At 73.2% G+C, this 22,738-nt stretch carries 13 protein-coding genes and 1 pseudogene; 8 read left to right on the forward strand and 6 right to left on the reverse strand.

Annotated features, from left to right (window positions below):
* Nucleotides 1–545 precede the first annotated feature (545 nt).
* The gene (locus AB0C04_RS17595) at nt 546–2,357 is read right to left on the reverse strand and encodes a VanW family protein (RefSeq protein WP_357055308.1); all 1,812 of its coding nucleotides are present in this window, start codon (nt 2,355–2,357) and stop codon (nt 546–548) included.
* Between the two features lie 183 nt (nt 2,358–2,540).
* Here AB0C04_RS17595 and nudC point away from each other — a divergent pair, with 183 nt between their 5' ends.
* On the forward strand, nt 2,541–3,506 hold the full coding sequence (gene nudC, locus AB0C04_RS17600) for an NAD(+) diphosphatase (RefSeq protein WP_357055311.1): 966 nt from the start codon (nt 2,541–2,543) through the stop codon (nt 3,504–3,506).
* Here nudC and AB0C04_RS17605 read toward each other — a convergent pair.
* Both AB0C04_RS17605 and AB0C04_RS17610 read right to left on the reverse strand, forming a co-directional pair.
* Nucleotides 3,471–5,993 (reverse strand): fibronectin type III domain-containing protein, encoded by a 2,523-nt coding sequence (locus AB0C04_RS17605; RefSeq protein WP_357055314.1) that lies wholly within the window; start codon nt 5,991–5,993, stop codon nt 3,471–3,473. The genes nudC and AB0C04_RS17605 overlap by 36 nt on opposite strands.
* 20 nt (nt 5,994–6,013) lie before the next feature.
* The gene (locus AB0C04_RS17610) at nt 6,014–7,198 is read right to left on the reverse strand and encodes a polysaccharide biosynthesis protein (protein WP_357055317.1); all 1,185 of its coding nucleotides are present in this window, start codon (nt 7,196–7,198) and stop codon (nt 6,014–6,016) included.
* 160 nt (nt 7,199–7,358) lie between these two features.
* On the opposite strand from AB0C04_RS17610, the pseudogene AB0C04_RS17615 reads away from it, so the two are divergent.
* Nucleotides 7,359–8,924, forward strand: a pseudogene (locus AB0C04_RS17615) (hypothetical protein); the annotation flags it as partial.
* Nucleotides 8,925–9,101: 177 nt separating this feature from the next.
* Nucleotides 9,102–9,305, forward strand: a complete 204-nt coding sequence (locus AB0C04_RS17620; protein WP_357055320.1) for a hypothetical protein — start codon at nt 9,102–9,104, stop codon at nt 9,303–9,305.
* Here AB0C04_RS17620 and AB0C04_RS17625 read toward each other — a convergent pair.
* Nucleotides 9,290–10,492: a glycosyltransferase family 4 protein gene (locus tag AB0C04_RS17625; protein ID WP_357055323.1), complete on the reverse strand. Its 1,203-nt coding sequence runs from the start codon at nt 10,490–10,492 to the stop codon at nt 9,290–9,292. The genes AB0C04_RS17620 and AB0C04_RS17625 overlap by 16 nt on opposite strands.
* 86 nt (nt 10,493–10,578) lie before the next feature.
* Here AB0C04_RS17625 and AB0C04_RS17630 point away from each other — a divergent pair, with 86 nt between their 5' ends.
* Complete coding sequence (locus AB0C04_RS17630) at nt 10,579–14,832, forward strand: alpha-(1->3)-arabinofuranosyltransferase (protein WP_357055326.1); 4,254 nt, start codon at nt 10,579–10,581, stop codon at nt 14,830–14,832.
* On the opposite strand, the gene AB0C04_RS17635 is transcribed toward AB0C04_RS17630, so the two are convergent.
* A complete protein-coding gene (locus AB0C04_RS17635; RefSeq protein ID WP_357055329.1) occupies nt 14,760–15,956 on the reverse strand; it encodes an acyltransferase in 1,197 nt (398 codons plus the stop codon). The genes AB0C04_RS17630 and AB0C04_RS17635 overlap by 73 nt on opposite strands.
* 111 nt (nt 15,957–16,067) lie before the next feature.
* On the opposite strand from AB0C04_RS17635, the gene AB0C04_RS17640 reads away from it, so the two are divergent.
* The 3 genes from AB0C04_RS17640 to AB0C04_RS17650 all read left to right on the forward strand — a co-directional run bounded on the left by AB0C04_RS17640 (nt 16,068) and on the right by AB0C04_RS17650 (nt 19,755).
* A complete protein-coding gene (locus AB0C04_RS17640; protein WP_357055332.1) occupies nt 16,068–17,201 on the forward strand; it encodes a DUF3068 domain-containing protein in 1,134 nt (377 codons plus the stop codon).
* Between the two features lie 374 nt (nt 17,202–17,575).
* Nucleotides 17,576–18,199, forward strand: coding sequence for a DUF6230 family protein (locus AB0C04_RS17645; RefSeq protein ID WP_357055335.1), 624 nt, complete (start codon nt 17,576–17,578; stop codon nt 18,197–18,199).
* Between the two features lie 77 nt (nt 18,200–18,276).
* A complete protein-coding gene (locus AB0C04_RS17650) occupies nt 18,277–19,755 on the forward strand; it encodes a DUF6114 domain-containing protein (RefSeq protein WP_357055338.1) in 1,479 nt (492 codons plus the stop codon).
* Between the two features lie 187 nt (nt 19,756–19,942).
* Here AB0C04_RS17650 and AB0C04_RS17655 read toward each other — a convergent pair whose 3' ends face one another.
* Nucleotides 19,943–21,613, reverse strand: a complete 1,671-nt coding sequence (locus tag AB0C04_RS17655) for a DUF885 domain-containing protein (RefSeq protein ID WP_357055341.1) — start codon at nt 21,611–21,613, stop codon at nt 19,943–19,945.
* Nucleotides 21,614–21,754: 141 nt separating this feature from the next.
* Here AB0C04_RS17655 and AB0C04_RS17660 point away from each other — a divergent pair, with 141 nt between their 5' ends.
* Nucleotides 21,755–22,738, forward strand: coding sequence for a DMT family transporter (locus AB0C04_RS17660; RefSeq protein WP_357055343.1), 984 nt, complete (start codon nt 21,755–21,757; stop codon nt 22,736–22,738).

The following is a 22,738-nucleotide window of genomic DNA, read 5'->3' on the forward strand; positions in this document are numbered from 1 at the left end:
GAAGCTAAGCCCTCCAGCGCCGATGGTACTGCACTCGGGAGGGTGTGGGAGAGTAGGACACCGCCGGACAATCGTTCCCGTCAGGGCCACCCCAAATCTTGGGGGTGGCCCTGACGGCGTTTTCCAGGCCTTTACCTTGGGCCCTCGGGGCGGATATATGGCAACCGCCGGCGCCCTGGGGCTGGCTGTTGCCCGCACCCGCAGGCGCCTTGCTGACCGCGGAGTCCCCTGTCCAGCCATCCCCCTGCGACAGCCGGGGACGGTTCGCCAAGCCAGGCAGCCGCGGCGCCCTGGTCGTGACGCTGCACCGACCACGCGCCTTCGTTCTCCGAGACAGGCCGCCGAGGTCCCCACCCCGTCGCTTGCTGAAGCCCACCAGCTCGCCCGACCAGGAACGGCACCCGAGCTGGTCCGGCCCGCCGGGATAGCGGCGGGCTACGCGGGGCCTGGCTGCGGGCCGGCGCGCGATACCCCGTACCAACGAAGCGGCCCCCGCCGGCGACGATGCCGGCGGGGGCCGTTGAGCAGGTGGAGCGCGACGGGCGTCAGGAGGGCTCGCGAGCGCAGATGTAGCGCGGCTCGGCGTCGTAGCGCCAGCTGAACTTCTCCCGCTTGACCACCTTGCCGTCCTTGCGAATCACCCGGTACGCGTCCTGGGCGAAGCCGTTGATGCCGTTGCTGGGAATGCAGGACGGCCCGGGCTCCAGGTAGATGGTCTTCGGCACGGTGATGTTGCGCCGCGGGCCGTACTCGGTCTTCACGCTGTCGTAGATCTTCGTGCTCCACATCGACACGGTCACCGTGCTCGACGTGTAGGAGGTGTCGATCAGGACCCCGTGCGGGGTGTTGTTGCGGAACTTGAAGTCGAGGTTCGGCCAGAAGATCGTCGACTCGATGACCGCCGGATAGCGGTCGAACCAGTAGGAGTGCGGTTTGTGCTCGACGTCCTCCAAGCCGGCGTAGTAGCTGGCGTTGAAGAGTGTGGTGGTGAACTGCGAGGTGCCGCCACCCACCCCGGGGACCAGCTTGCCGTCGAGGATCACCGGCGCGTCCCGGTAGCCCTGCTGGTAGCCGCGCTCGCCGGTGTGCCCGTTGAGCGAGAACGTCTCGCCCGGCAGCACGACCGTGCCGTCGACCTCCTTGGCGATGGTCACGATGTTCTGGCTGCGCGACGAGGCGAGCCCGCCGGTGAACCGGGTGGTGAACGAGGAGACCTTCTCCTTGATGCCGAGACCGGCGACCTTCTCGGCGGTCACCTCCGGCTCGGTCGGCTTCAGGACGCCCGCGACCTCCCGGTCGTCGCTCTTCGGCAGCACGGCGAGCAGGTCCCGCCCGAGCGCGGAAGCGTCCAGCTGCTGGCCGGCTCGACCGGAGTCCACCACCTTTGGCTTGCCTCCGGCGATGGTCAGCCGGGCGTTCTTCGGCGTCACCTCGATGGCCGCCAGGTCGTCGCCGAGCGCGGCGCGCAGCCGCTTCACGTCCACCTGCGGGCTCAGCTTGCCGGCCTTGTCGGCGGTGAAGCGGAGGCTCTTCGCGATCGCCTTCGGTGCGATGGTGACCGAACCCTTGTCGGTGGTCAGCTTCACCGGCGCGGCGACAGCAGGCTTCGCCAGCTCGTCGACCAGCCGGTCCACCTCCTCGGCGGTGGTCGCCGGGTGCGACTCGACCAGCGGCACGGTCACCGGCTGGTCGGCGAGCCATCCGGCCCGGACCACCTCGGCGGAGCGCTCCGCGTCCAGCGCCAGGCTGGGCTTCGGGTGGACGGCCTTCGGCGTGGTGCCGGAGAACGTGATGGCCGGCAGGGTCATCTTCCGCCCCTGGTCGCCGACCACCTTCCGCAACGCGGCGTCGAGCTTCGCCGCGTCGACCGAGACCACCGGCTGCACCGAGCGCGAGCCGACCAGCCGGCTGACCGGGTGGGCCTCCGCCTCGGCCGCGGCGGCCACCGTCGCCTCCACGTCGACCGTCAGGCCGACCTCCGCGGGATTGATCTCGGCGGTCCGCTCACCGACCCGGACCGACAGCGGGGCGGCCAGCTCGGCCGCGCGCCGCTCCAACTCGGCCCGGAGGTGCCGGGCGGCCTCCGCGCGGCTGCGACCGCCGAGCTCGGTACCGAGCACCGTGGTCCCGCGCGGCACGTCGCCCGCGTACGCGTACGCACCGGCGCCCGCCACGCCACCCAGCACCACGGTGCTGAGCCCGGCGGCGAGCAGCAGCCGGAGCCGGCGTGAGCGGGGCCGGGCGGACGCCTCGGCCGGTGTCCCGGGCTCAGGCTCGTCACCGGGCCAGCTGACCGCAGTGACCTGCACGGTCGGCCGGTCGTCGGCGGGCGGACTCTTCTCGCCGTACAGCGTCACAGCAACCTCTATCGCGACGTGCCGCGGGGGGCGCTCCCCGCGCGGAGGAACACCTACGGTAGCCAATGCCCGGCCGAGCGCGCCGCCGCCGCCCCGGCCCGCCCGCGGCGGTGTGTCGTACGGCGTGTCGGACCGGTGCCGGCCGGCCGGCGAGCCGTCGGGCCGACATGGCACGGTAACGGCATGCGGACCGATGAGCGGGTGCTGGCGTACGGCGGTGGGTGGCTGGACCGGGCGGCCGCGTTGCGAGCCGACGGGGAGCGGATGACGGCGCTGCGCGCCGACCCACGGACCACCGTGCTGCCGCTGTGGCGGGACCGCTCGCTGGTCACGGCGGACGACCGGCCGGTCCGGTTGACCGGCGCCGCAGCGGGACCGGTGCTCGCCGCAGCGGGCGAGCTGGTCTTCCTCGGCCTCGACGCCGACGTGGCGGTCTTCGCCGTGGACCTGTCCGGGCACGCCGAAGCCGACGCGGTCGCGCTGGCCGGCGCGGCGTCGGCGGTAGACGTGCGGAGCCTGGCCGGCCGGCTCGACCCGGCCGAGGCGGCAACCCAGGCGTACGCGCGCGGGCTGCTGCACTGGCATCGGCGGCAGCGCTGGTGCGGCAGCTGCGGTGCGCCCACCACAAGCCGCGACGCCGGGCACGTCCGGCAGTGCTCGGCGGCGGAGTGCGCCGGGCTGCTCTTCCCCCGCATCGAGCCGGCGATCATCGTGCTGGTCGAGGCGCCCGGCGCTCCCGACCGCTGCCTGCTGGCCCGGCACGCCGGCGCGGCCGAAGGCGCCTACTCGACGCTGGCCGGCTTCGTCGAAGTGGGCGAGAGCCTGGAGGACGCGGTGCGCCGGGAGATGGCCGAGGAGGCCGGCATCACCCTGACCGGCGTGTCGTACCAGGGGTCGCAGGCGTGGCCGTTCCCGGCCGGGCTGATGGTGGGCTTCCGGGCCACGGCCGCGTCCGAGGAGGTTCGGGTGGACGGCGTCGAGCTGCAGGAGGCGCGCTGGTTCACCCGGGACGAGCTGCGCGCCCGGCTGGCCGCCGGCCGGCCGCTCGGCCGGGTCGACTCGATCGACCACCAGCTGCTCGGTAGCTGGCTGGCCGAAGGCGATCGGCCACGCTCACCGCACGGTTACCGTGACCGTCCCGCTGGGTGAGCCTTCGGCGGTGCCGTCGGTGACGGTCACCCGAAACTCGTATCGGTGGCCTTGGACCAGGAGCACCGAACTGGACCGGGTCGCCGTCACCGGGTACCGGTCCGTGCGCCAGGGCTCCCCGGCGGTTGCGTCCCGCAGGTGCACCCGGTAGGCGAACCCGGGGCCGGCCGACCGCCAACTCAGCCGTACCTCGCCGGTGCCCGCCGCCGTCGCGGCCAGCCCGGTCGGGGTGGGTAGCTGCGGGGTGACGCGGACCGGCTCGCTCAGCGGGCCGGTACCGGCCTGGTTGGCCGCAGCGACCGCGAACTCGTACTCGTGGCCGTTGCGCAGCAGCGCGATGGTGGCCCGGTTGCCCTTCACCGGCATCTTCTCCTCGGTGAAGTCGCGTTCCCGGGCGGTGAGGTCGCGCCGGTAGACCCGGTGCCAGCCGCGGGGCACCGACGACCGCCAGGTCAGCTCGACGCTGCCCGCACCGGCTTTGGCCCGCAGCTCGCGCGGCGCGGTCTGGGGCGGCGCGAATCGGGACCGGGCCCGTACCGGGGTGGAGCGCGGGCCCTCCCCGCCGCTGTTGACCGCGATGACCGTGAACTCGTACTCGTGGTCGTGTTCGAGGTGCCGGGCGAGGTGCGTGGCCCGGGTCTCCAGCGCGGGCATCGCCGGATCCGTCGTGCCCCCGCTGAGGTCCCGCCGGTGGACCCGGTACGAGATGCCCGGGCCGAGGCTCCGCCAACTCACCCGCACGGTGCCGTCGGCCTGGGGGACGGCGGTGAGCCCGCCGGGCGGGGCCGGTGGGGTGACGAAGGCGGTCACCCGGGCCGGTGCCGAGGGTGGACTGTCCCCACCGCCGCCGACCGCGACCACGGTGAACTCGTACGTGCGGGCGTGCCACAGCGACCGGACGGTGGCGCTGGTACCGGTGTAGGTGCCTACCAGGGTCTGGCCCCGCCGGCCGTCGGTGACGTCGCTCTGGTAGACCCGGAACAGCTGGACGAACGGCAGCGGATCCCAGCGCAGCGCAGCGTCCCCGGTCATCCCGGTGACTGCGAGTACGCCGCCGGGTGGTGGTGGGGGCGGTACGGTGGCGGTCATCTGGGCGGCCGGCGACGGTGTGCTCTCGCCCCGCCGTCCGAGGGTGGTGACGCGGAACTCGTACTCGTGGCCGTTGACCAGGAAGTCGGCCGACCAGCGGGTGTCGGTGGTCGGCTCGCCGAGCCGTACGAAGTGGGTTTGCCCGGCGGTGATGTCCCGCCGGTGCACCTGGTATCGCAGCTCGTCGTCGGCCCGAGCAGCGGACCAGGCCAGGTCGGCGTTCCCGGCGCCCCGGGCCGCCGCGGTCAGCTCGGCCGGTGCCGGCGGGAGGTCCCGCCGGTCCGGTCGGCGACGCGGCCAGTCGACTTCCAGGAAGCGTGGCCGGTAGATGCCCGCGTCGGCGTACGCGACGGCGTCGTCGACGTTGTTGACGTTGTACGAGATCAGCAGCTTGCCGGGGCGGGCCAGCTCCGGGTGCAGGTCGGCGTCGTAGACGATGTGCCCGGCCTCGTTCTCCGGCGCCCGGTAGAGGTAGTCCGGACCCTCGAACGGGCCGGTCGGGCCGGCCGCCGAGTAGGCCACCAGATCGGCGCTGAATACCAGGTTGTTCTCGTGGGTGACCAGTACGTACCGCCCGCCGACCCGCTGCACCCCGTACGTGGTGCCGACGCCGCTGAGCAGCCGGGCCGAGGCGGCCACGTCGGACAGCCAGGAGGTGCCGCTCCAGAACTCCCACGGACCGCCGAGGTCGTCCCCGGCGACCCGGGCGACGTGCGCGAACTTCGCCTCGCCGACCGCTTCGGTGCCATACACGTAGGTGTGCCCGTCGTCGCGCAGCAGCGCCGAGCCCCAGGAGATCCGGTCGCCGAGCGGCAGTGGCCGGACTCCGGTTGGGGTCAACGCGGGCAGCGTGAAGGTGGCCAGCGCGGTGCTCAGCAGGGTATGGTCCAGCGGGCCGGCGCCGGTGCGGCGGTAGCGGTTGACCAGCACCTGGAGCGTATCGCCGACCACTTGGGCGTCACCGATCCAGTGGAACTGGTCGGCGGCCGGCGGTGGTATCAGCGACGCCGGCTCTTCGGCGGTGCCGCCGTGCACGGTCTCGCGCAGCTCGTCACCCTGTTGGACGACGGCGGAGTTGTTGATGAACGACGCGGTCCGCGGCCGGGAGCCGTCCGGGCCGACCGGGCCGAGGAAGGTGTCGGAGAAGAGCCAGAGCAGGCGGCCGTCGGGGAGCCGGACCGAGGCCGTCCGGTCGGCCCCGCTCCACTGACCGGAGGTGTCGCCGTAGTGGTCGAAGGCGGCGGTGAGCTGGTCGGCCGTCATCCCGTCCGGCTCCTGCGCCGGCCGGGGCACGGCCGCCGGTACGGCCGCCACCAGGCAGATCGCGTACAGCGCGAGCAGCCAGCGGGCGGGTTGGCGGGCGCCGACCCGCTTCCTGCCCGAGTCGGCCACCGTCACCAGAAACCCCCGTCTGCTGGTCAGTCGTCCCGCAGCGTGCCATGACCTCCGGTTCGGGCGGTAGTGGGCGGACGGACGGAAACCGGCGTGGTGTCCACTGTGCGGGGGATCGCCAGTGCGCCGGTGACCAGCGCGGTGAGCGCGGCGGTCACCAGTGCGGCGCCGGCGATTCCGGCAACGGTGTGCGGCACGGCGAAAGCCACCGCGGCGACGAACCCGGCTGTGGAGATCCACAGTGGCGCGGAGGGCCATCGGGCCGCCGCCGCGACCCGGGCGTTGATCAGGACGAAGACCAGCGCATACAGCGCGCCGGTTGCGGCGAAGAGTGGCGCGTAGCGGCCGGCGGCAGCGTAGTCCGGGCCGCCGGCCAGCCGGAAGGCGAGCCCACCGGCGAGCATCGACGCGAGCACCAGCATCGCCCCGGCGCCGCCGACCACGGCCAGCGCGGTGAGCAGCGTCCGCCGGTCGCCGCGGGCCAGCCTGGGCAGGGCGATCACGGTGACCACCTGCGGTGCCCAGAGCGCGCCCTTGGTGAGTACGGTGCCGACCGCGTAGGTGCCGGACGCGTCCGGCGGCAGGAAGCGGCGGGCCAGCAGCAGGTCCGCGTAGGAGACGACGAGCATGGCCAGGGTGGCGCCGCTGGCGGTGAGCACCGTCTGGGTGGCCAGCGCCGGGGCGACCGGGTCGATTCCGGCGCCGCGGTTGAGCCGGACCAGCAGTGCGAGCACCAGCACGGAGGTGACCGCGGCGGCGAGCAGCGATCCGGTCAGCCCGCCGCCGAGCGCGAGCCCGGCGACCATGCCGCCGTACCGGCCGGCGGCGAGCACCGCCATCGCGGCGGCAAGGCGCAGGAAGCGCTGGTCGCCCTGCATCTCGCCGAGCCATCGGCCGGCGGCGACCACCGCCACCGTGAGCACGCCGAGCAGTAGTACGGCGACTGGGGTCAACCGGAGCTGAACGGCGGCCACCGGGAGCGTGACGGCCAGCAGCACGGCGGTGACCACCACGGTCAGCACGGTCGGCCGGGCGGTGGCGGCCCGCCCGTGCCGGGCCCGGTGCACCGCGACCGCGATCTGCAGGCCGGTGCTGGCGACGCCGCCGATCGCGCCGAGTGCCAGCAGCGTGGCGAGCGCACTCAGCTCCGCCGGGGTGAGGTGCCGCGCCCCGAGAACCGGCACCACGTACGCCAGTCCGTTGACGAACACCCCGGCCAATGTGACCGCGAGGCCTGCCGCGCCGATGCCGGAGGCCCGGCCGCGCCTGTCCCACTTCGTACCCATGACCGCCCCGAGTCGCCGGCACCGCCGATGTCCAGCGGGCGCGCGTACAGTGTCGCCACGCCGGCGCCCTCGCCGGGCAAGCCTAGTGAGGAGGTCAACCCTGCGGGAACGGTTGCTGCTCGCCGGGGTCGGGCTGGCCGTCACCGGGCTGGTCCTCGCGCCGCTGGCCACCCCCGGCTACGTGCTCAGCTACGACATGGTCTTCGTGCCCCGGCAGCCGTGGCGCGCCGAACTGGTGCTGCCGACCGGCTCGCTGCCCCGCGCGGTGCCGCTCGACGCGCTGGTCTCGCTGGCCAGCGCGGCCGTGCCGGGGTGGCTGCTGCAACGGGTGGTGCTCGCCGCCGTGCTGCTGCTCGCCGCGCTCGGCGCCGGCCGACTGGTGCCGGCGCGGCACCCCGCGACCCGAGCGGTCGCGGCGGTCGGATACGCCTGGACGCCGTACCTGGCCGAGCGGCTGCTGATCGGGCACTGGGGGCTGCTGCTGGCGTACGGGGCGCTGCCCTGGCTGGTGGGCGCCGCGATCCGGGTACGCGAGAGGCGCCCAGGCGGCCTGCCCGGGCTGGTGCTCACCGCCTTGCCCGCCGCGGTCACCCCGACCGGTGGGCTGATCGCGCTGGCCGCCACCGCGGTGCTGCTCGCCCGACGGGGCGCTGCCGGGGTCACCGCCGCGGCGGTGGGCCTGGTGCTGGCGTTGAACACGCCGTGGCTGGTGGTGGCCGCGCTGACCTCCGCGGACGGGCGGAGCGACCCGGACGGGGTGGCCGCCTTCGCGGCCCGGGCGGAGAACTGGAGCGGGGTGTTCGGCGCGCTCGCCGGTACCGGCGGCATCTGGAACGCTCAGACCACCCCGGTCAGTCGGTCCTCCCCGCTGGCCCCGGTCGCCACCCTCCTGGTGCTGATGCTGGCGGGGCTCGGCTTCCGGTCGTTGCGCCGCAGTTGGCCGGCCGGCACCGCCACCCGGCTCGCCGCCCTGGCCGCCGCCGGTGTGCTCACCGCGGCGCTCGGTGTGCTGCCCGGGGTGTCCACGGTGCTCGGCTGGCTGGTCGCCGAGGTGCCCGGGGCCGGGCTGCTCCGGGACGGGCAGAAGTTCCTGCTGCCGTACGCCCTGCTGCTCGCGCTCGGCGCCGCGCTCGGCGCGGAGCGGCTCGCCGTCGGCCTCGCCGGGCGGGCAGGCCGGGGCGCCGCCGGAGCGGTGCTGGCGGGCGCCGCGCTGCTGCCCGTGGTGGTCCTGCCGGACCTGGCGTTCGGCGCGGCGGGCCGGCTGCGCCCGGTGACCTACCCGGCGGACTGGGCCGCCGTCGCCGCCCGGCTCGACGGGCAGCCCGGCGAGGTGCTCTCGCTGCCGCTCGGTGCCTACCGGGCCTATCCGTGGAACGGCGGCCGGACGGTGCTCGACCCGCTGCCCCGGTACGTCAACGCCGACGTGCTCATCGACGACACCCTTTTCGTGGGCCAGACCGAGGTCAGCGGCGAGAACGTCCGGGCGGCCGCCGTCCGCCGGCTGCTGACCGCCGGGGCGCCGGTCAGCACGACAGGCGTGCGCTGGGTGGTGGTGCAGCGGATGACCGGCGACCAGGCGGTGACTCCGGCCACCCTGATCGGGCTCCGCGAGGTGTATGCCGGCCCCGACCTGGCGCTCTACGAGAACCCGATCGCGGCGGGGACCGTCGCGGGCGGGTGAGCGGGATCCCGGCCCGTGCACCGGGTGGGGACTGCCCCGGCCCGGCCGGATGACCGGCCGGTATCGACGGTCCTCGCGGCCCTCCCCACCGCCCCTACTTGGTGGTAACGTCCCGCGCACGCAGCTCACGAGGAGGAAGACAACCCCATGCGCAGTGCGCTCTCGTTGGTTCTCATCGGGGTGACCGCGGTCGCTCTCGGTGTCTTCGGTTCGGTGGCGCTCGCCACCACCCTGAGCGGTACGTCGGCGCCCGAGGCGGCGAAGGCCGAGCAGGCCGCCCGGGACAGTTCAGGCAGCAGCAGCAACAGCGACGGCGGTGCCAACCAGCCGTTGGTCTACGGCACCAGGTAGGACGCCGCCACAGGTTCGGCCGGCGCCAGCGCCGGAGCGTTCGCGGCCCTCGTTACGAGGGCCACGAATTTTTCTCCCGAGACCGGCCAGGTGAACCGTGCGGCGTGCGCCCGCGCTGCCGTCCCCATCGCCGAGCGGTACGCCTCGTCGGTCAGCAGCAGCCGCACCTTCGCGGTGAAGTCGTCGACATCGTCGGCGAGCAGCCCGGTCTCCCCGTCGACGAGCGCCTCCTCGACCCCACCCGCGCCCCGGAACGCCACCGTCGGGGTGCCCACCGCACCGGCCTCCACGATGGTCAGCCCCCAGCCCTCCTTGAGCGAGGGGGTAAGCGCGACCCAGGCCGCGGCCAGCAGCTCGCGCTTCTCCGCGTCGGTCACGAAACCGGTGAACCGGACCCGCTCGGTGACCCCGAGGTCTTCGGCGACCTGGCGTAGCTGCGGCTCCCACCAGCCCTGCCCGGCCACCGCGAGGGTGAGCCCAGGCAGCTCGCCGACGAGCGCGGCCACGGTACGCAGCGCCACCTCGACCTGCTTGTGCGGCACCAGCCGGCCGAGCACCACCAGCGACGGCTGGGCCGAACGGGGCACCACCCCGACTGTCATGTCCGGGGTGCCGTTGTGCACGATGGCGACGCGGGCCGGGTCGATACCGAGGGTGGCCAACTCGTTCCTGGTGGCGGCGGAGACGGTCACGTACTGGCACCGGCGGTAGACCCGAGGGGCCAGCCAGGACTCGACCCACCAGCCGAACTTGGCGAGCCAGCGGCCCAGCACCACTGGCCACTGCTCCCGGTGTACGTGGTGCACGAGCGCGATCACCGGGCGGCGGGCGTAGAGCGCGGAGAGGAAGGGCAGGCCGTTGCCGACGTCCACGATCAGGTCGGGCCGCCCGCCGTGGCGGCGGGAGAGCGGCCCGAGGCGGAGGGCGCCGGCCAGGTAGGCCAGCGCGGCGCGCAGGTACACGGTGTGTCGGCCGCCGCGCCTCAGCACCCGGACGCCGTCGGCGGTGACCTCCTCGGCCGGTCCGGCGGCGTGCGTGGCGCAGAGCAGGGTGGCCTGGTGACCGCGACGGACGAGCTCGCCAGCGATGCGCTCGACATAGACCTCGGATCCGCCGCCCTCCGGGTTCCGGGTGTCTCGCCAATTGAGGAACAGTATGTGCCGGGTAGCGGCAGCCGGTGCTTCCACGATCACTCCTACTGCCGAGTAGTCTTCGCGGTCGCGTCACACTATGGGCTTCGTCACGGAACCCGCAATGCCCGATCGGAGGCGAGATGCAGCAGGCGCCGGGCCGTCCGGAGCTGGCCGAGCGGCCGGAGAACACATCGAGAACGGTGTGGCATCTGCGCTTGGTCGCGGTCTGTCTCGGTTTGTCAGCCCTGGCGTTCCTCCAGGATCCGGGCATGATCGTTATTGACACCAAGGTGGACCTGGCGATCGATCCAGCCGGATGGCTGACCCGCGCCCTGCACGTCTGGGACCCGGATGGCACCTTCGGACAGTTGCAGAATCAGGCGTACGGCTACCTGTGGCCGATGGGCCCGTTCTTCCTCGTCGGGAAGCTGCTCGCCCTGCCGGCCTGGGTGGTGCAGCGGCTCTGGTGGGCGCTGCTGATGACGGTGGCCTGCACCGGGGTGGTCCGGCTCGCTGAGCGGCTGCATATCGGTACGCCGTGGGCCCGGATGCTCGCCGGGGTCGCGTTCGCGCTCTCTCCCCGGCTGGTGACCGAGCTGGGCCCGATCTCGGTGGAGGCGTGGCCGAGCGCGCTCGCCCCGTGGGTGCTGGTTCCGCTGGTCGGGCTGGCCGAGGGCGCGTCGGTACGCCGCGCGGTGACCCGGTCGGCGCTGGTGGTGGCGTGCGCGGGTGGGGTGAACGCGACCGCGGTGCTGGCCGTGGTGCCGCTGGCCGGGCTCTGGCTGGTAGGCCTGCACCCGGCCTGGCTGCGGATCAGGGCGTTGGTCGCCTGGGGGTTGGCCGTCGCGGCGGCCACCGCGTGGTGGCTGGTACCGCTGCTACTGCTCGGCCGGTACAGCCCGCCGTTCCTGGACTACATCGAGACCGCGCCGGTCACCACCGCGCCGACGGACACCACCACCGTGCTGCGCGGCGCCGCGCACTGGCACGCCTACCTGAACGGTGCGTACGGGCCTCCGTGGACCGCCGGTTGGCGGCTCGCCACCGAACGGCCGCTGGTGGTCGCGACCCTGGTGGTCGCCGCGCTCGGCCTGGCCGGCCTGGCCCGCCGCGGCATGCCGTACCGGCGGTTTCTGATCACCGGCCTGCTGGTCGGGCTGGCGCTCGTCGGGCTCGGCCACGTCGGCCGGATCGACGGTTTCGGCGCGCAGACCCTGCAGAACTTCCTGGACGGAGCCGGGGCGCCGCTGCGCAACGTGCACAAGTTCGACGTGGTGCTCCGCCTGCCGCTGATCCTCGGCTTGGCCCACCTGGTCGGGCTGGTGCTGCGCGCCGCTTGGGCCGCTGACCGGCCCGAGCTGAACCCGGGGCTGCCCCGGCTGCTCCAGCCGGTGCGGCTGCGCGCTGCACTGGTGACCGGGACGGCGCTGGTGGCGGTGGCCGCGGTGGCCGCGCCCGCGCTCGGTGGTGGCCTCGCCGCACCCGGCAGCTACCGGGAGGCGCCCGGGTACTGGCGGCAGGCCGCCGCCTGGCTCGACCGCAACGCCGGCGATGACAGGGTGCTGGTGGTGCCGGCCGCCCGCTTCCCCCGCTATCTCTGGGGCAGCCCGAGCGACGAGATGACCCAGCCACTGCTGAAGAGCCCGTGGGCGGTGCGCAGCTCGGTGCCACTCACCCCGCCGGGCACCATCCGGTTGCTGGACGCGGTCGAGTCGGCGCTGGCCGGCGGGCAGGGCTCGGCCGGCCTGGGCGAGCTGCTCGCCCGCTCCGGGGTGCGGTACCTGCTGCTCCGATCCGACCTGGACTACGGGCGCTCCGGCGCCACCCAACCGGTGGTGGTCCGGCAGGCGCTGGCCCGCTCACCGGGCATCCGCCCAGTCCGCGCCTTCGGCCCAGAGGTGGGCGGCGGCGCGCTGCCCGGCAACTTCGTCGACCGGGGCCTGGACGTCAAGGTCCGGGCGCTGGAGGTGTACGAGGTCCAGCAGCCGGTCAGCCCGGTGGTGGCGTACGACGCGGCCGGGTTGACCACGGTCGTCGGCGGGACGGAGTCGCTGCTGTCGCTGGCCGCCGCCGGCCGGCTCCCCGCAGCGCCCACGGTGCTGGCCGGGGACCGCCCGGCGCAGCTCGACGGCGGGCGGGTGGCGCTCACCGACGGACTGCGCCGCCGGGAGGTCGCCTTCGGCACGGCCCACGACAACGCCTCGGCCACGATGACGCCGGAGGAGGAGGCGCGGCTCGGCGCGCCCGCCCGGGACTACCTTCCACAGTGGGGTGATCAACAGCCGACCGTCGCCCGCTACCTCGGCATCGGCTCGGTCTCCGCGTCGAGCTCCTGGTCCGACGCGCAACCCCTGGTCGGCGGGCGCCCGGCGCACCAGCCGTACGCGGCGGTCGACGGTGACCCGGCCACCTCCTGGCGCTCCGCCCCGGGCACCGCGTCGTCCGGTCAGTGGTTCGAGCTGGAGTTGGACACCCCGCAGGTGGTCCGGCAGGTGCGGATGACCTTCGACACCGGGGCGGACTCGCTGCCCACCCGGATCACCGTCACCGCCGGGCGGCAGCAGACGGTCATCGACAGCTTCTCGCCGACCGTGGTCGCCGACCTGCCCGACGGCTACCCCACCCGGCGGGTGCGCATCACCGTTGACCAGGTCTTCGACGTCCGGGCCGGCTTCGGCGGGGTGGGCATCGCCGAGCTGGCAATCCCCGGTGTCGAAGCCGCCCGGACCCTGGTGGTGCCGTCGGCGCCGCGTACCACCGCGCCGGCCTCGGTGGTGCTCACCGCCGCGCCGTCCGTGCCGGCCTGCGTCTTCGACGAAGGGCGGCCGCTCTGTGACGGCGGGCTTGCCCGGGAGTCCGAGGACGGGGACCGGATCGACCGGACGGTGGACCTGCCGGTCGCCGCCGGCTACCAGCTCGGCCTGCGGGCGCGGCCCCGGCCGGGTGCGGCGCTCGACGCGCTGCTCGATGCCGACGGCGCGGCCGTGGTGGCCAAGGGCGTCCCGCCGGTGGTCGCCGCGTCCACGTCGGCCGTGCCGGACCCGGCCGCTCGGCCCGGCGCGGTGGTCGACGGCGACCCGGCGACCACCTGGTACGCCGCCGACTCGGACCGACAGCCATGGCTGCGGTTGACCTGGCCGAAGGCGCGGACCGTCACCGGGGTGCGGCTGACCCTGCCGCCGACCGCGGCGGCCGCCCGGCCCTGGCAGGTCACCGTGATCGGTGACGACGGAATGCGTGTCGGCATGCTCGACGACGGCGGCACGCTCGTGTTCGACCGGCCGATGCGCAGCGACGAGATCACCGTGCTGATCTCGGACACGGTCCCGGCGCGAACCTATGACCCGTACCGGCGGTTGACGCGCAACCTCGCGGTCGGGGTCGGCGAGCTGACCGCCCTGCCCGGCGCCCCGCCCGCCCAGAACAGCCCGAATGAGCGGATCACGCTGCCCTGCGGCAGCGGTCCGAGCGTTGACGTGGCCGGCGCCAAGCGTCGTACCGCGCTGGTCGCCACCCGCCGCGACCTGGTCGAACTACGCGAGGTGGACGCGATGCTCTGTGGGGCCGGTGAAGCGTCAGCGCTGAAGCTGACCGCGGGTGCAGCCCGGGTGGCGGCGGTGGCCAGCCGGTTGGCGGTGCCGACCCAGCTGGTGCTGGCCCCGGACCCGGTGCCGGCCGGTTCGACCGGCGGCGCGGCGGCCAGTGCCGGGCAACCGGACCCGGTGCGGACCCCGGTGCGGGTGGACGGCTGGTCGGCCGCCGAGCGCCGGTTGCATCTGGACGGATACCAGAACCAGCGGGTGCTGGCCCTGCGTGAGAACGCGAACGTCGGCTGGGTGGCCACCGCCGCCGGCCAGACGCTGACGCCGTTCGTGGTGGACGGGTGGCAGCAGGGCTGGCTGGTGCCGGCCGGGTTCTCCGGCGAGGTGGTGCTGCGCTTCGCACCGGACCACGGTTACGTGGTCGCGCTGGTGACCGGGGCGGTGCTGCTCGCCGGGGTCGTGCTGCTCGCCGCTCTGCCGGCGCGGCGGCGTGCCCCGGCCCCGCCGAGGTCCACGCACCGGCGGCGTTACCGCCTGGTGGCGGTCCTCTTCGGCGGGCTGGCGCTGCTGCTGGTTGGCGGTCCGGCGGCAGGGGCGGTGATGGTGGCGATCGCCCTCCTCGCGTTGGCGGGGCGAGCCCTGGAACCGTACCTGCACCCGGCGGACCGGCGGCGGCTGCACCGGATCCGCCAGGGATTCGTACGCTGGCTGCCGGTCGGCTGCTTCGCAGTGGCTGGCTGGTACACGCTGACCCGTGGCGGGCACACCGCGCCGGCGCCTCAGCTGGCCGCGGTCGCCACCGTCACGGTGCTCTGGCTCTCGGTCGTGCTGCGCCGGCGGCGCGGCCACTGACTGCCCCAGCGCTGCAACGGCCGTTCGATGGCGTAGTAGCTGACTGCGGCGAGGACCAGCCCACCGGCGACGGTGAGCAGGAACGTGCCGAGCGGGTCGCCGGTGAACTCGGGCCGGTCTCCGACGAGGTAGATGCCCTCCAGCACGAACGGGTGCCAGAGGAAGAGCCCGTAGGAGACCCGGCCGAGCCACCGGCCGAGGATGCTGTCGAATACCGACTTGACCCCGGTCTGCGGGCCGAACGCGATCGGCAGCAGCAGCATCACCGCGACCACCAGGTAGAGCAGGAGTTTCGCGCCAAACTCCCCGGCGGTCGGCTCGGCCAGGTCGCGCGGCCCGGCCAGGGGCGTGGTGGCGATGGCCAGCGCGGCCAGGGCGACCGCCCAGCAGGCCAGCGGCGCCGCGCCCAGCTCGTCCAGCCATCGCCAGCGCTCGCCGGTGCCCGTGCGTAGCGCGACGTGAATGGTGGCCAGCGCCATCCCGGCGCCGAACCAGCCGGCGTACGAAGGCAGCCACATGGTGTGCAGGCCGAGGCTGAGCACGCCCAACCCCATGAGCGTCAGCCAGCTGGCGGTGACCAGCGTGGCGATCGCCGCGATCCGGAGCACCCGCCCGGGACGCCAGCTCCGGCCCAGCAACAGCGCGGCCAGCACCGGCAGCAGCAGGTAGAAGAGGACCTCGGTGGCCAGGCTCCAGGTCTGGCCCAGCCCGTGCTTCAGCTGCCCGTGCTGATAGATCTGGGTCAACGTGGCGTGCCGCAGCCAGTCGCCCACCGACGCCGGCCGGTTCTCCGGCAGCACCAGCAGGCAGACCACCACGGCGACCCAGTAGGCGGGGAGGATCCTGGTCGCTCGCCGCCACAGGTAGCGCCCGGTGGACGGGCGCGGTTGGTAGGTCGCGAGCGCGTGCGCGTACGGCCGGAAGAGCAGGAATCCGGAGAGGACGAAGAAGACGGCGACGCCCACGTCGAGCCGGGACAGCCAGGCGCCCAGCGCGGCGTCACCGGTGTTGCGTCCGGTGGCGAAGCCGACGTGGTGCCCGATGACGGCGAGCGCGCCGATGACCCGGACCGCGTCGAGCGCGGGCAGCCGCCGCAGGATCTGATCGGGAATCGGAGCAGACATCAACCGTCCAGAGGGTCGCGTGGATATGTAACCCGGGAGTAACGTGCGGCCCAGTTTAGGGATAAGACCGCTCGCCGGACACCGGCTGACTGTGTTTGTTGGGGAGGATCAGTGAAGGCTCGCCTGGGCGCCGTGCTGTTCGGCATAGGCGTTCTGTCTCTCGTGGTGGCCGGGGGTACGGCGCTCTACGTGGCACCGTCGGTGACGAAGCTGCCGTACGACTTGACGCTCTGCAACGCCGACGGCGAGCCCGAGGGCTGCCTGAAGAAGAGCGTGGCGGTCGCCGAGAACGCCAAGTTCTTGCAGCTGAAGGAGGGTATGCCGCCGACGGTGCAGACCGGAACCCTGGAGGCCACCACCGAGGTGGCACCGCAGGCCGGCACTACCGACAAGGAGATGACCGGCGACCTCAAGGGCGAGGCGGTCGTCTGGGACGCCTTCGGCACGGTCAAGTGGCAGCAGAACGGCGACGTGATCAGCCAGTACGCCGTCGAGTTCGCCCTGGACCGGGAGACCGCGGCGGCGGTCGACTGGGACAAGCAATACCTCGACACCGACGGTGACTCGAGCAAGAACGACGGCGTGAAGATGGCCGGGCAGACCTACAAGTTCCCGTTCCACACCGAGCAGAAGGACTACGAGTACTTCGACCGCGACCTGCGCCGGGCGCTGCCGATCAAGTTCGACGGCACCGAGGAGATCAAGGGCACCGAGGCCTACCGGTTCGTGCAGGTCATCCCGGAGAGCGACCTGGCCATGGCGGCCGACTCGGTCAGCGCGCTGGTCGGCACGTTCGCCCCGGGCGCGACCAGCGGCAAGGTCACCTACAGCAACACCCGGACGATTTGGGTGGAGCCGGTGAGCGGCAACTTCGTCAAGGTGCGCGAGCAGCAGAAGAAGACGCTGGTCCCGGACCAGGGGCAGCCGACCACCCTGCTGGACGGCGACTTCGTCTACACCGACGAGACCATCGACAACAGCTTGGCCTCGGCGGGGAACACCCGCGACCAGTTGCAGTTGATCGGTCGTACCCTGCCGCTCGGCCTCGCCGTGCTCGGCGCGGTGCTGCTGATCGTGGGGATCTGGCTGCTCGTCTCCGGTCGGCGGGGGGTCGCCGCGCGGCACCGTCTCGATGACGGCGATGACACTGACGCTCCCGGCTCTCCGGCACCCGCCCCGGAGCAGGAGGAGGTCACCTCCGGTGCACCCGCGCGGGCCGGGGAGAAGGAGCCGGAGCGCTCCTGACCGTCGCTGCGAACGAAGGGGTGGACCGCATCGCGGTCCACCCCTTCGGCGATCCCCGCGCGCCGTGCGTCGTTGCGGAATTGTAATGCGTCGATGGCTAGGCTACCCTCCGTATTGAAAAGTCGCGCGATCCGTCCGCCTTAGAGAGTCAATGCCCACGTTGTCTGGTTGAGGGTGAGTGCGTACGGTCACCATCATGGTGCCGACTGTGGATCGGCTGTTACTGCCGAGTAATCGGGGGGTTGTGCCCTACGTCGCACGAGGTGCACCATCGAGCTCGTTCGTTACCCGCCGGTAACAGGTGACGGCCCGGTGCGGGGCCGTCACGTCGGAGCCGGCCACCCGTGCGTCCCCCCCCGCCTGAGGAGGAACCCGTGCAGGAACGGTTCGACAACCCGGGTCGTATCCGGTGGCGGCGGTTCGCCGCGATGATGGTGCCCGCCACGGCCGCCGTCGGCGCCATCCTCTTCGGCATGTCGACCGGGGCCATCGCGTCCGACATCACCGTCTCCGGGCAGACGTTCAAGATCGGCGCTGACCGGCTCGAGGGCGACGGCTTCAAGCAGTACGGCGGCATCGTCAAGGAGAAGGGCAAGGACGGCAAGCCGGGCGAGGTCCACCCGATCGCCCTCTCCGAGATCAGCAGCGCCGAGCTGTACAGCCTCTGCCAGTCCGTCCGCGCCGACCTGCCCGGCCTGCCGGTGGTGCTCACCATCAACGCAGGTGAGGGCAAGGAGCCCGCCCGGGCCAAGGACCTGCTGATCGCGATGGACTCGCTGAACGGCAACGCGACCTTCACCAACATCAAAATCGGCCGGGACGCGACCGACCTGAACCCGACGGCCCAGCGGGGTTCGTTCGGCCAGAACTCCGACCACGTCACCATCACCAACCTGCAGCAGGTGTCCCGCTACACCACCGCGGCCACCTTCAACCTGGTCGGACTCCGGCTGAAGGTCAACGTGGGCGATGACGCGAAGGGCAAGGAGTGCTTCTGAGGTGAGCCGCGACCCGCGGTGGCCGACCAGCGCGGGCCCGCTCTGTTTCCCCGTTTCCGCTCCGCCAGGAGGAGTACGTGACAACCGCCAACCCGTCCCACTCCCGGCCCGGCGGTCCCGCACAGGCGTGGCGGAGTATCCGCCGCTGGCAGCGGAGCCGACCGTTCTGGGGCGGCCTGTTCACCGCCCTGGCCGGGATCGAGATGTTCGCCTCCACCCGGATGACGCTCAACGGCCTGAGCTTCCACAGCGGAGCAACCGGCCTGCTCTCCCTGCTGATCCCGGTCATCCTGGTGAGCTGCGGCCTGCTGCTCTGGTTCAGCCCGGCGCAGCGGCTCTTCTACTCGGTCGTTGCGGCGGTCACCGCGGTCTACTCGCTGATCGGGCTCAACCTCGGTGGCTTCTTCGTCGGTCTGCTGCTCGGCATGGTCGGCAGCTCACTCGCCTTCGCCTGGACGCCGACCACCTCCGCCGCGCCCGCCGAGCCGGAGACCGCTGTGGCGGAGCGGGTGCCCGTCGTGGCTGAGCCGCAGCCCGTCGCGGCCACCGAGTCGGCGCCCGTCGCAGCTGAGTCCGCCGGGGCCGACCCGGAGCGCGCCGGCGCCGTCGAACTGATGGACGACGCCGAGGAGCCGCGCCACCAGGTGCCCCAGCCGCGTGGTGTGAGCGACCCCCGCTACTTCGCCGTCGCGCTGCTGGTGCTCGGCCTCGCCGCCACCGGCCTGGTCGCCACCCAGTCGAGGCCCGTGCAGGCCGCGCCGGCGCAGCCGGGACGGGCCGCCGTGCCCCCGTGCCCGACCCGGTCGAAGGCGGCCAAGCCGGCCGAGTCGGCCAGCCGTGGTGCCCCGGCAGCCAGCCCGACGCCGACGCCGACGAAGGACGGCAACATCATCACCGACATCCTGGAGGGGATCGGCGACCTGCTCACCGGCGGGGGCCGGCGTACCCCCACCCCGAGCCCTTCGGTGACGCCGACGCCCACCGCGAGCGCCCGGCCGACCGCCACCGCGGCACCCACCGTCCCCACCGGCCGGCCCGGCTCCACCGCCTGCCCGGGCGCGTCCACCCCGCCGGCCCACCCGGGCACGGTGGAGGCGGGCAAGCCGCTGCCCCGCATCGCCGCCGACCCGGGTCAGCCGCAGGTGGCCCGGAAGCCGTCCAAGCTCACCGGGTCGTCGTTGACGATGACCGGGCTCCGGTTCGAGGGCATCACCGACCTGCCGACCGACGGCGGCAGCCTGAAGGTGCTGAAGTTCAGCATGCGCAAGGCCGTGACCGACGACTTCCTGCTGCGCGCGGACGGCCCGCAGGGGCTGAACCAGCGGTACGCGACCGACCGGCTGACCGTGCAGGGGGACGTCGCCTTCTACACCACGCGGTTCGTCGGCCGGCTGCTCGGCATCAAGATCACGTTGACGCCGGACCTGCCCTTCCCAGACGGCATCCCGGTCACCTCGCCGATCCCGGTCACCTTCACCGATCCGGCGATCGACCTGGCGTTCGTCACCACCGACACGCTGACCGCCCGCCCGGCGCTGGCCCTCTCCATCGGCTGACACCGACGTCACCGGCTCAACCCCGATCGCGTGCATCCCGGCACCCGGGTCGGGTTTCGGGTGGGCCGCCCGGCGGGCACCGGACGCCGATCAGCGTGATGACTCTGCGGTATCAATATGCCGCAGAGTCATCACGCTCGTGAGCAGTTGCCCGCCTGCCGCCTGCCGCCTGCGGTCCACCGGTCCGTCAGAGTCGGGCGAGCGCCCGGCGCAGCGGGTCGAGCCCGAGCGCGCCGAGGTCGAGCGCCTGCCGGTGGAACTCCCGGAGGTCGAAGTCGGCGCCCTTGCGGGCCTTCGCCTCGTCCCGGGCCTGCAACCAGATCCGCTCGCCGACCTTGTAGGACGGCGCCTGCCCCGGCCAGCCCAGGTAGCGGTTCAGCTCGAAGCGCAGGTTCTCGTCGGGCACCCGGCAGTGCGCCCGCATGAACTCCCAGCCCAGCTCCGGCGTCCACCGCTCGCCCGGGTGGAAGCCGAACGGGTTGTCGCGGGGGATCTCCAGCTCCAGGTGCATGCCGATGTCGACGATCACCCGGGCCGCCCGCATCGCCTGCCCGTCGAGCATGCCGAGCTTGTCGCCCGGATCCTCCAGGTAGCCCAGCTCGTCCATCAGCCGCTCGGAGTAGAGCGCCCAGCCCTCACCGTGGCCGGAGACCCAGCAGAGCAGTCGCTGCCAGCGGTTGAGCAGGTCGGCCCGGACCGCGGTCTGCGCGACCTGGAGGTGGTGACCCGGCACGCCCTCGTGGAAGACGGTGGTCACCTCGCGCCAGGTGGAGAAGTCGGTGATGCCCTGCGGCACCGCCCACCACATCCGCCCCGGGCGGGAGAAGTCCTCGCTCGGCCCGGTGTAGTAGATGGCCCCGTCGCTGGTCGGGGCGAGGCAGCACTCGATCCGGCGGACCTGCTCCGGGATGTCGAAGTGGGTGCCGTGCAGCTCGCTGATCGCCTTGTCGGCCAGCGCCTGCATCCAGTCGCGGAACGCCTCCTTGCCCTGGATGGTCCGGGCCGGGTCGGCGTCCAGCGCTCCCACGGCGTCGTCGACACTGGCGCCCGCACCGACGATCCGCGCGGCCACCGCCCGCATCTCGCTCTCCAGGCGGGCCAGCTCCGCGAAGCCCCAGGCGTACGTCTCGTCGAGGTCGATCTTGGCGCCGAGGAAGTACTGCGAGGCCAGCTCGTAGCGCTCCCGGCCGGCGGCCTGCTTGTCCCGCCCCTTCGGGGCCAGCTCGGTGCGGAGGAACTGGCCGAACTCGGCGGTCGCCGCGGTGGCCGCCGCCGCGCCCCGGCGCAGCTCGGCGGCGAGCGTGCCGTCCGCGCCGAGCCGCTCGACCAGGCCGTGGAAGAAGTTGTCGCCGTTCGGGTCGACCCAGATGTCGCACTGCTTGGCCACCTCGACCAGCTGCACCTTCGAGCTGATGTGCCCGGCGGCGGCCGCCTCGCGCAGCGTGGTCTTGTAGCCCTCGAGCGCGGCGGCGAAGCCGTTCAGCCGGGTCGCGACGTTCGCCTGGGCGTCCGCACCCTCGGTGGGCATCAGGTCGAAGACCATGCGGATCTCGTGCAGCCCGCTGGAGATCACGTTGACCTCGCTGGTCGCCTCACCCGCCTCGTAGCGGGCGAGGTCGAGGCCGAGCCGCTCCTGCATGGCCTCCTTGGCGGTCCGTTCCGGCTCGGTCTCCGGCTCGGTCACGTCGAGGTCGGCCAGCGTGCGGCGGGTCAGGTCGGCCCGGGCCGCGTAGCCGTCGGGCGACAGGTCGTCGAGCTGGTCGTCGTAGCCGGCGATGCCGACATAGGTGGCGCCGGTCGGGCTCAGCGGCGCCCACTCGGCGACGTAGCGGTTCGCGAGTTCGTCGATTCGTCCCACGCTGCGACCCTACGTGACCGGCCCAGGCCGATGTCGACCGTGTTTGCCGTGTTCAGGTGCGCAGGTGCAAATCCCGTGGCGTTCGGCACTGCGTCCGAAAAGCGCGGGACTTCGTCGTACCCCTGGGGCAGAGTGTCAGGGGTGATTGCCGACATCACCCCTGACCGGCCGGCGCTGCGGAGCTGGCTGCCCGGGTTCATCGCGCTGGCCGCGATCTGGGGTTCCAGCTTCCTGTTCATCAAGGTCGGGGTCGAGGAGCTGCACCCGCTGCAGCTCACCCTCTACCGGGTCACCGCGGGGGCGCTGACCCTGCTGGTGGTGCTCGCCGTGCTCCGCGACCGACTGCCTCGCGAGCCCCGGGTGTGGGCGCACCTCACGGTGGTCGCCGCGTTCGGCGTCGCGATCCCGTTCACCCTCTTCGGCTACGGCGAGCAGCGCGTCGAGTCGATGCTCGCCGGCATCTGGAACGCCACCACGCCGCTGATCGTCCTGCCGCTCGCGGTGCTGGTCTTCCGTACCGAGCGGCTCACCTCGCGCCGGGCGATCGGGCTCGGGCTCGGTTTCGCCGGCGTGCTGGTGGTGCTCGGCGTCTGGGAGGGCATCGGCGGGGCGCACTTCACCGGGCAGCTGATGTGCTTCGGCGCGGCCGCCTGCTACGGCCTGGCCATCCCGTACCAGAAGCGGTTCGTCGCCGGCAGCGCCTACTCCGGCGTCTCGCTCTCGGCGGCCCAGCTGCTGATCGCCGCCGCGCAGCTGGCGATCGTCACCCCGCTGGTGGCCGGGGCGCCCCCGCTGCCGACCGAGCTGTCGGTCGAGGTGCTCGGCAGCGTGCTCGCGCTCGGCGCGCTCGGCACCGGCCTGGCCTTCGTCATCAACATGCGCAACATCCGGGTCGCCGGGGCGAGCACCGCCTCCACCGTGACCTACCTGATCCCGGTCTTCGCGGTGCTGATCGGTGCGCTGGCGCTCGACGAGCGGCTGAACTGGCACCAGCCCGTCGGTGCGCTGATCGTGCTCTTCGGCGTCGCGGTCTCCCAGGGCCTGATCCGGCGGCGGGGCCCGGCGACGCCGGTCGGTCTCGGCGCGCCCGCCGTTCCCGCCGTCGAGCCGGCCAGCCAACGCTGA

This window comes from Micromonospora sp. NPDC048909 (genome assembly GCF_040649635.1).
GTDB lineage: Bacteria > Actinomycetota > Actinomycetes > Mycobacteriales > Micromonosporaceae > Micromonospora.

What these genes read in the sequence shown, in the direction of transcription:
- AB0C04_RS17620 (WP_357055320.1), top strand. Translation starts at nt 9,102, where the DNA reads ATGCGCAGTGCGCTCTCGTTGGTTCTCATCGGGGTGACCGCGGTCGCT.
- AB0C04_RS17635 (WP_357055329.1), bottom strand. Translation starts at nt 15,956, where the DNA reads ATGTCTGCTCCGATTCCCGATCAGATCCTGCGGCGGCTGCCCGCGCTC.
- AB0C04_RS17630 (WP_357055326.1), top strand. Translation starts at nt 10,579, where the DNA reads ATGCAGCAGGCGCCGGGCCGTCCGGAGCTGGCCGAGCGGCCGGAGAAC.
- nudC (WP_357055311.1), top strand. Translation starts at nt 2,541, where the DNA reads ATGCGGACCGATGAGCGGGTGCTGGCGTACGGCGGTGGGTGGCTGGAC.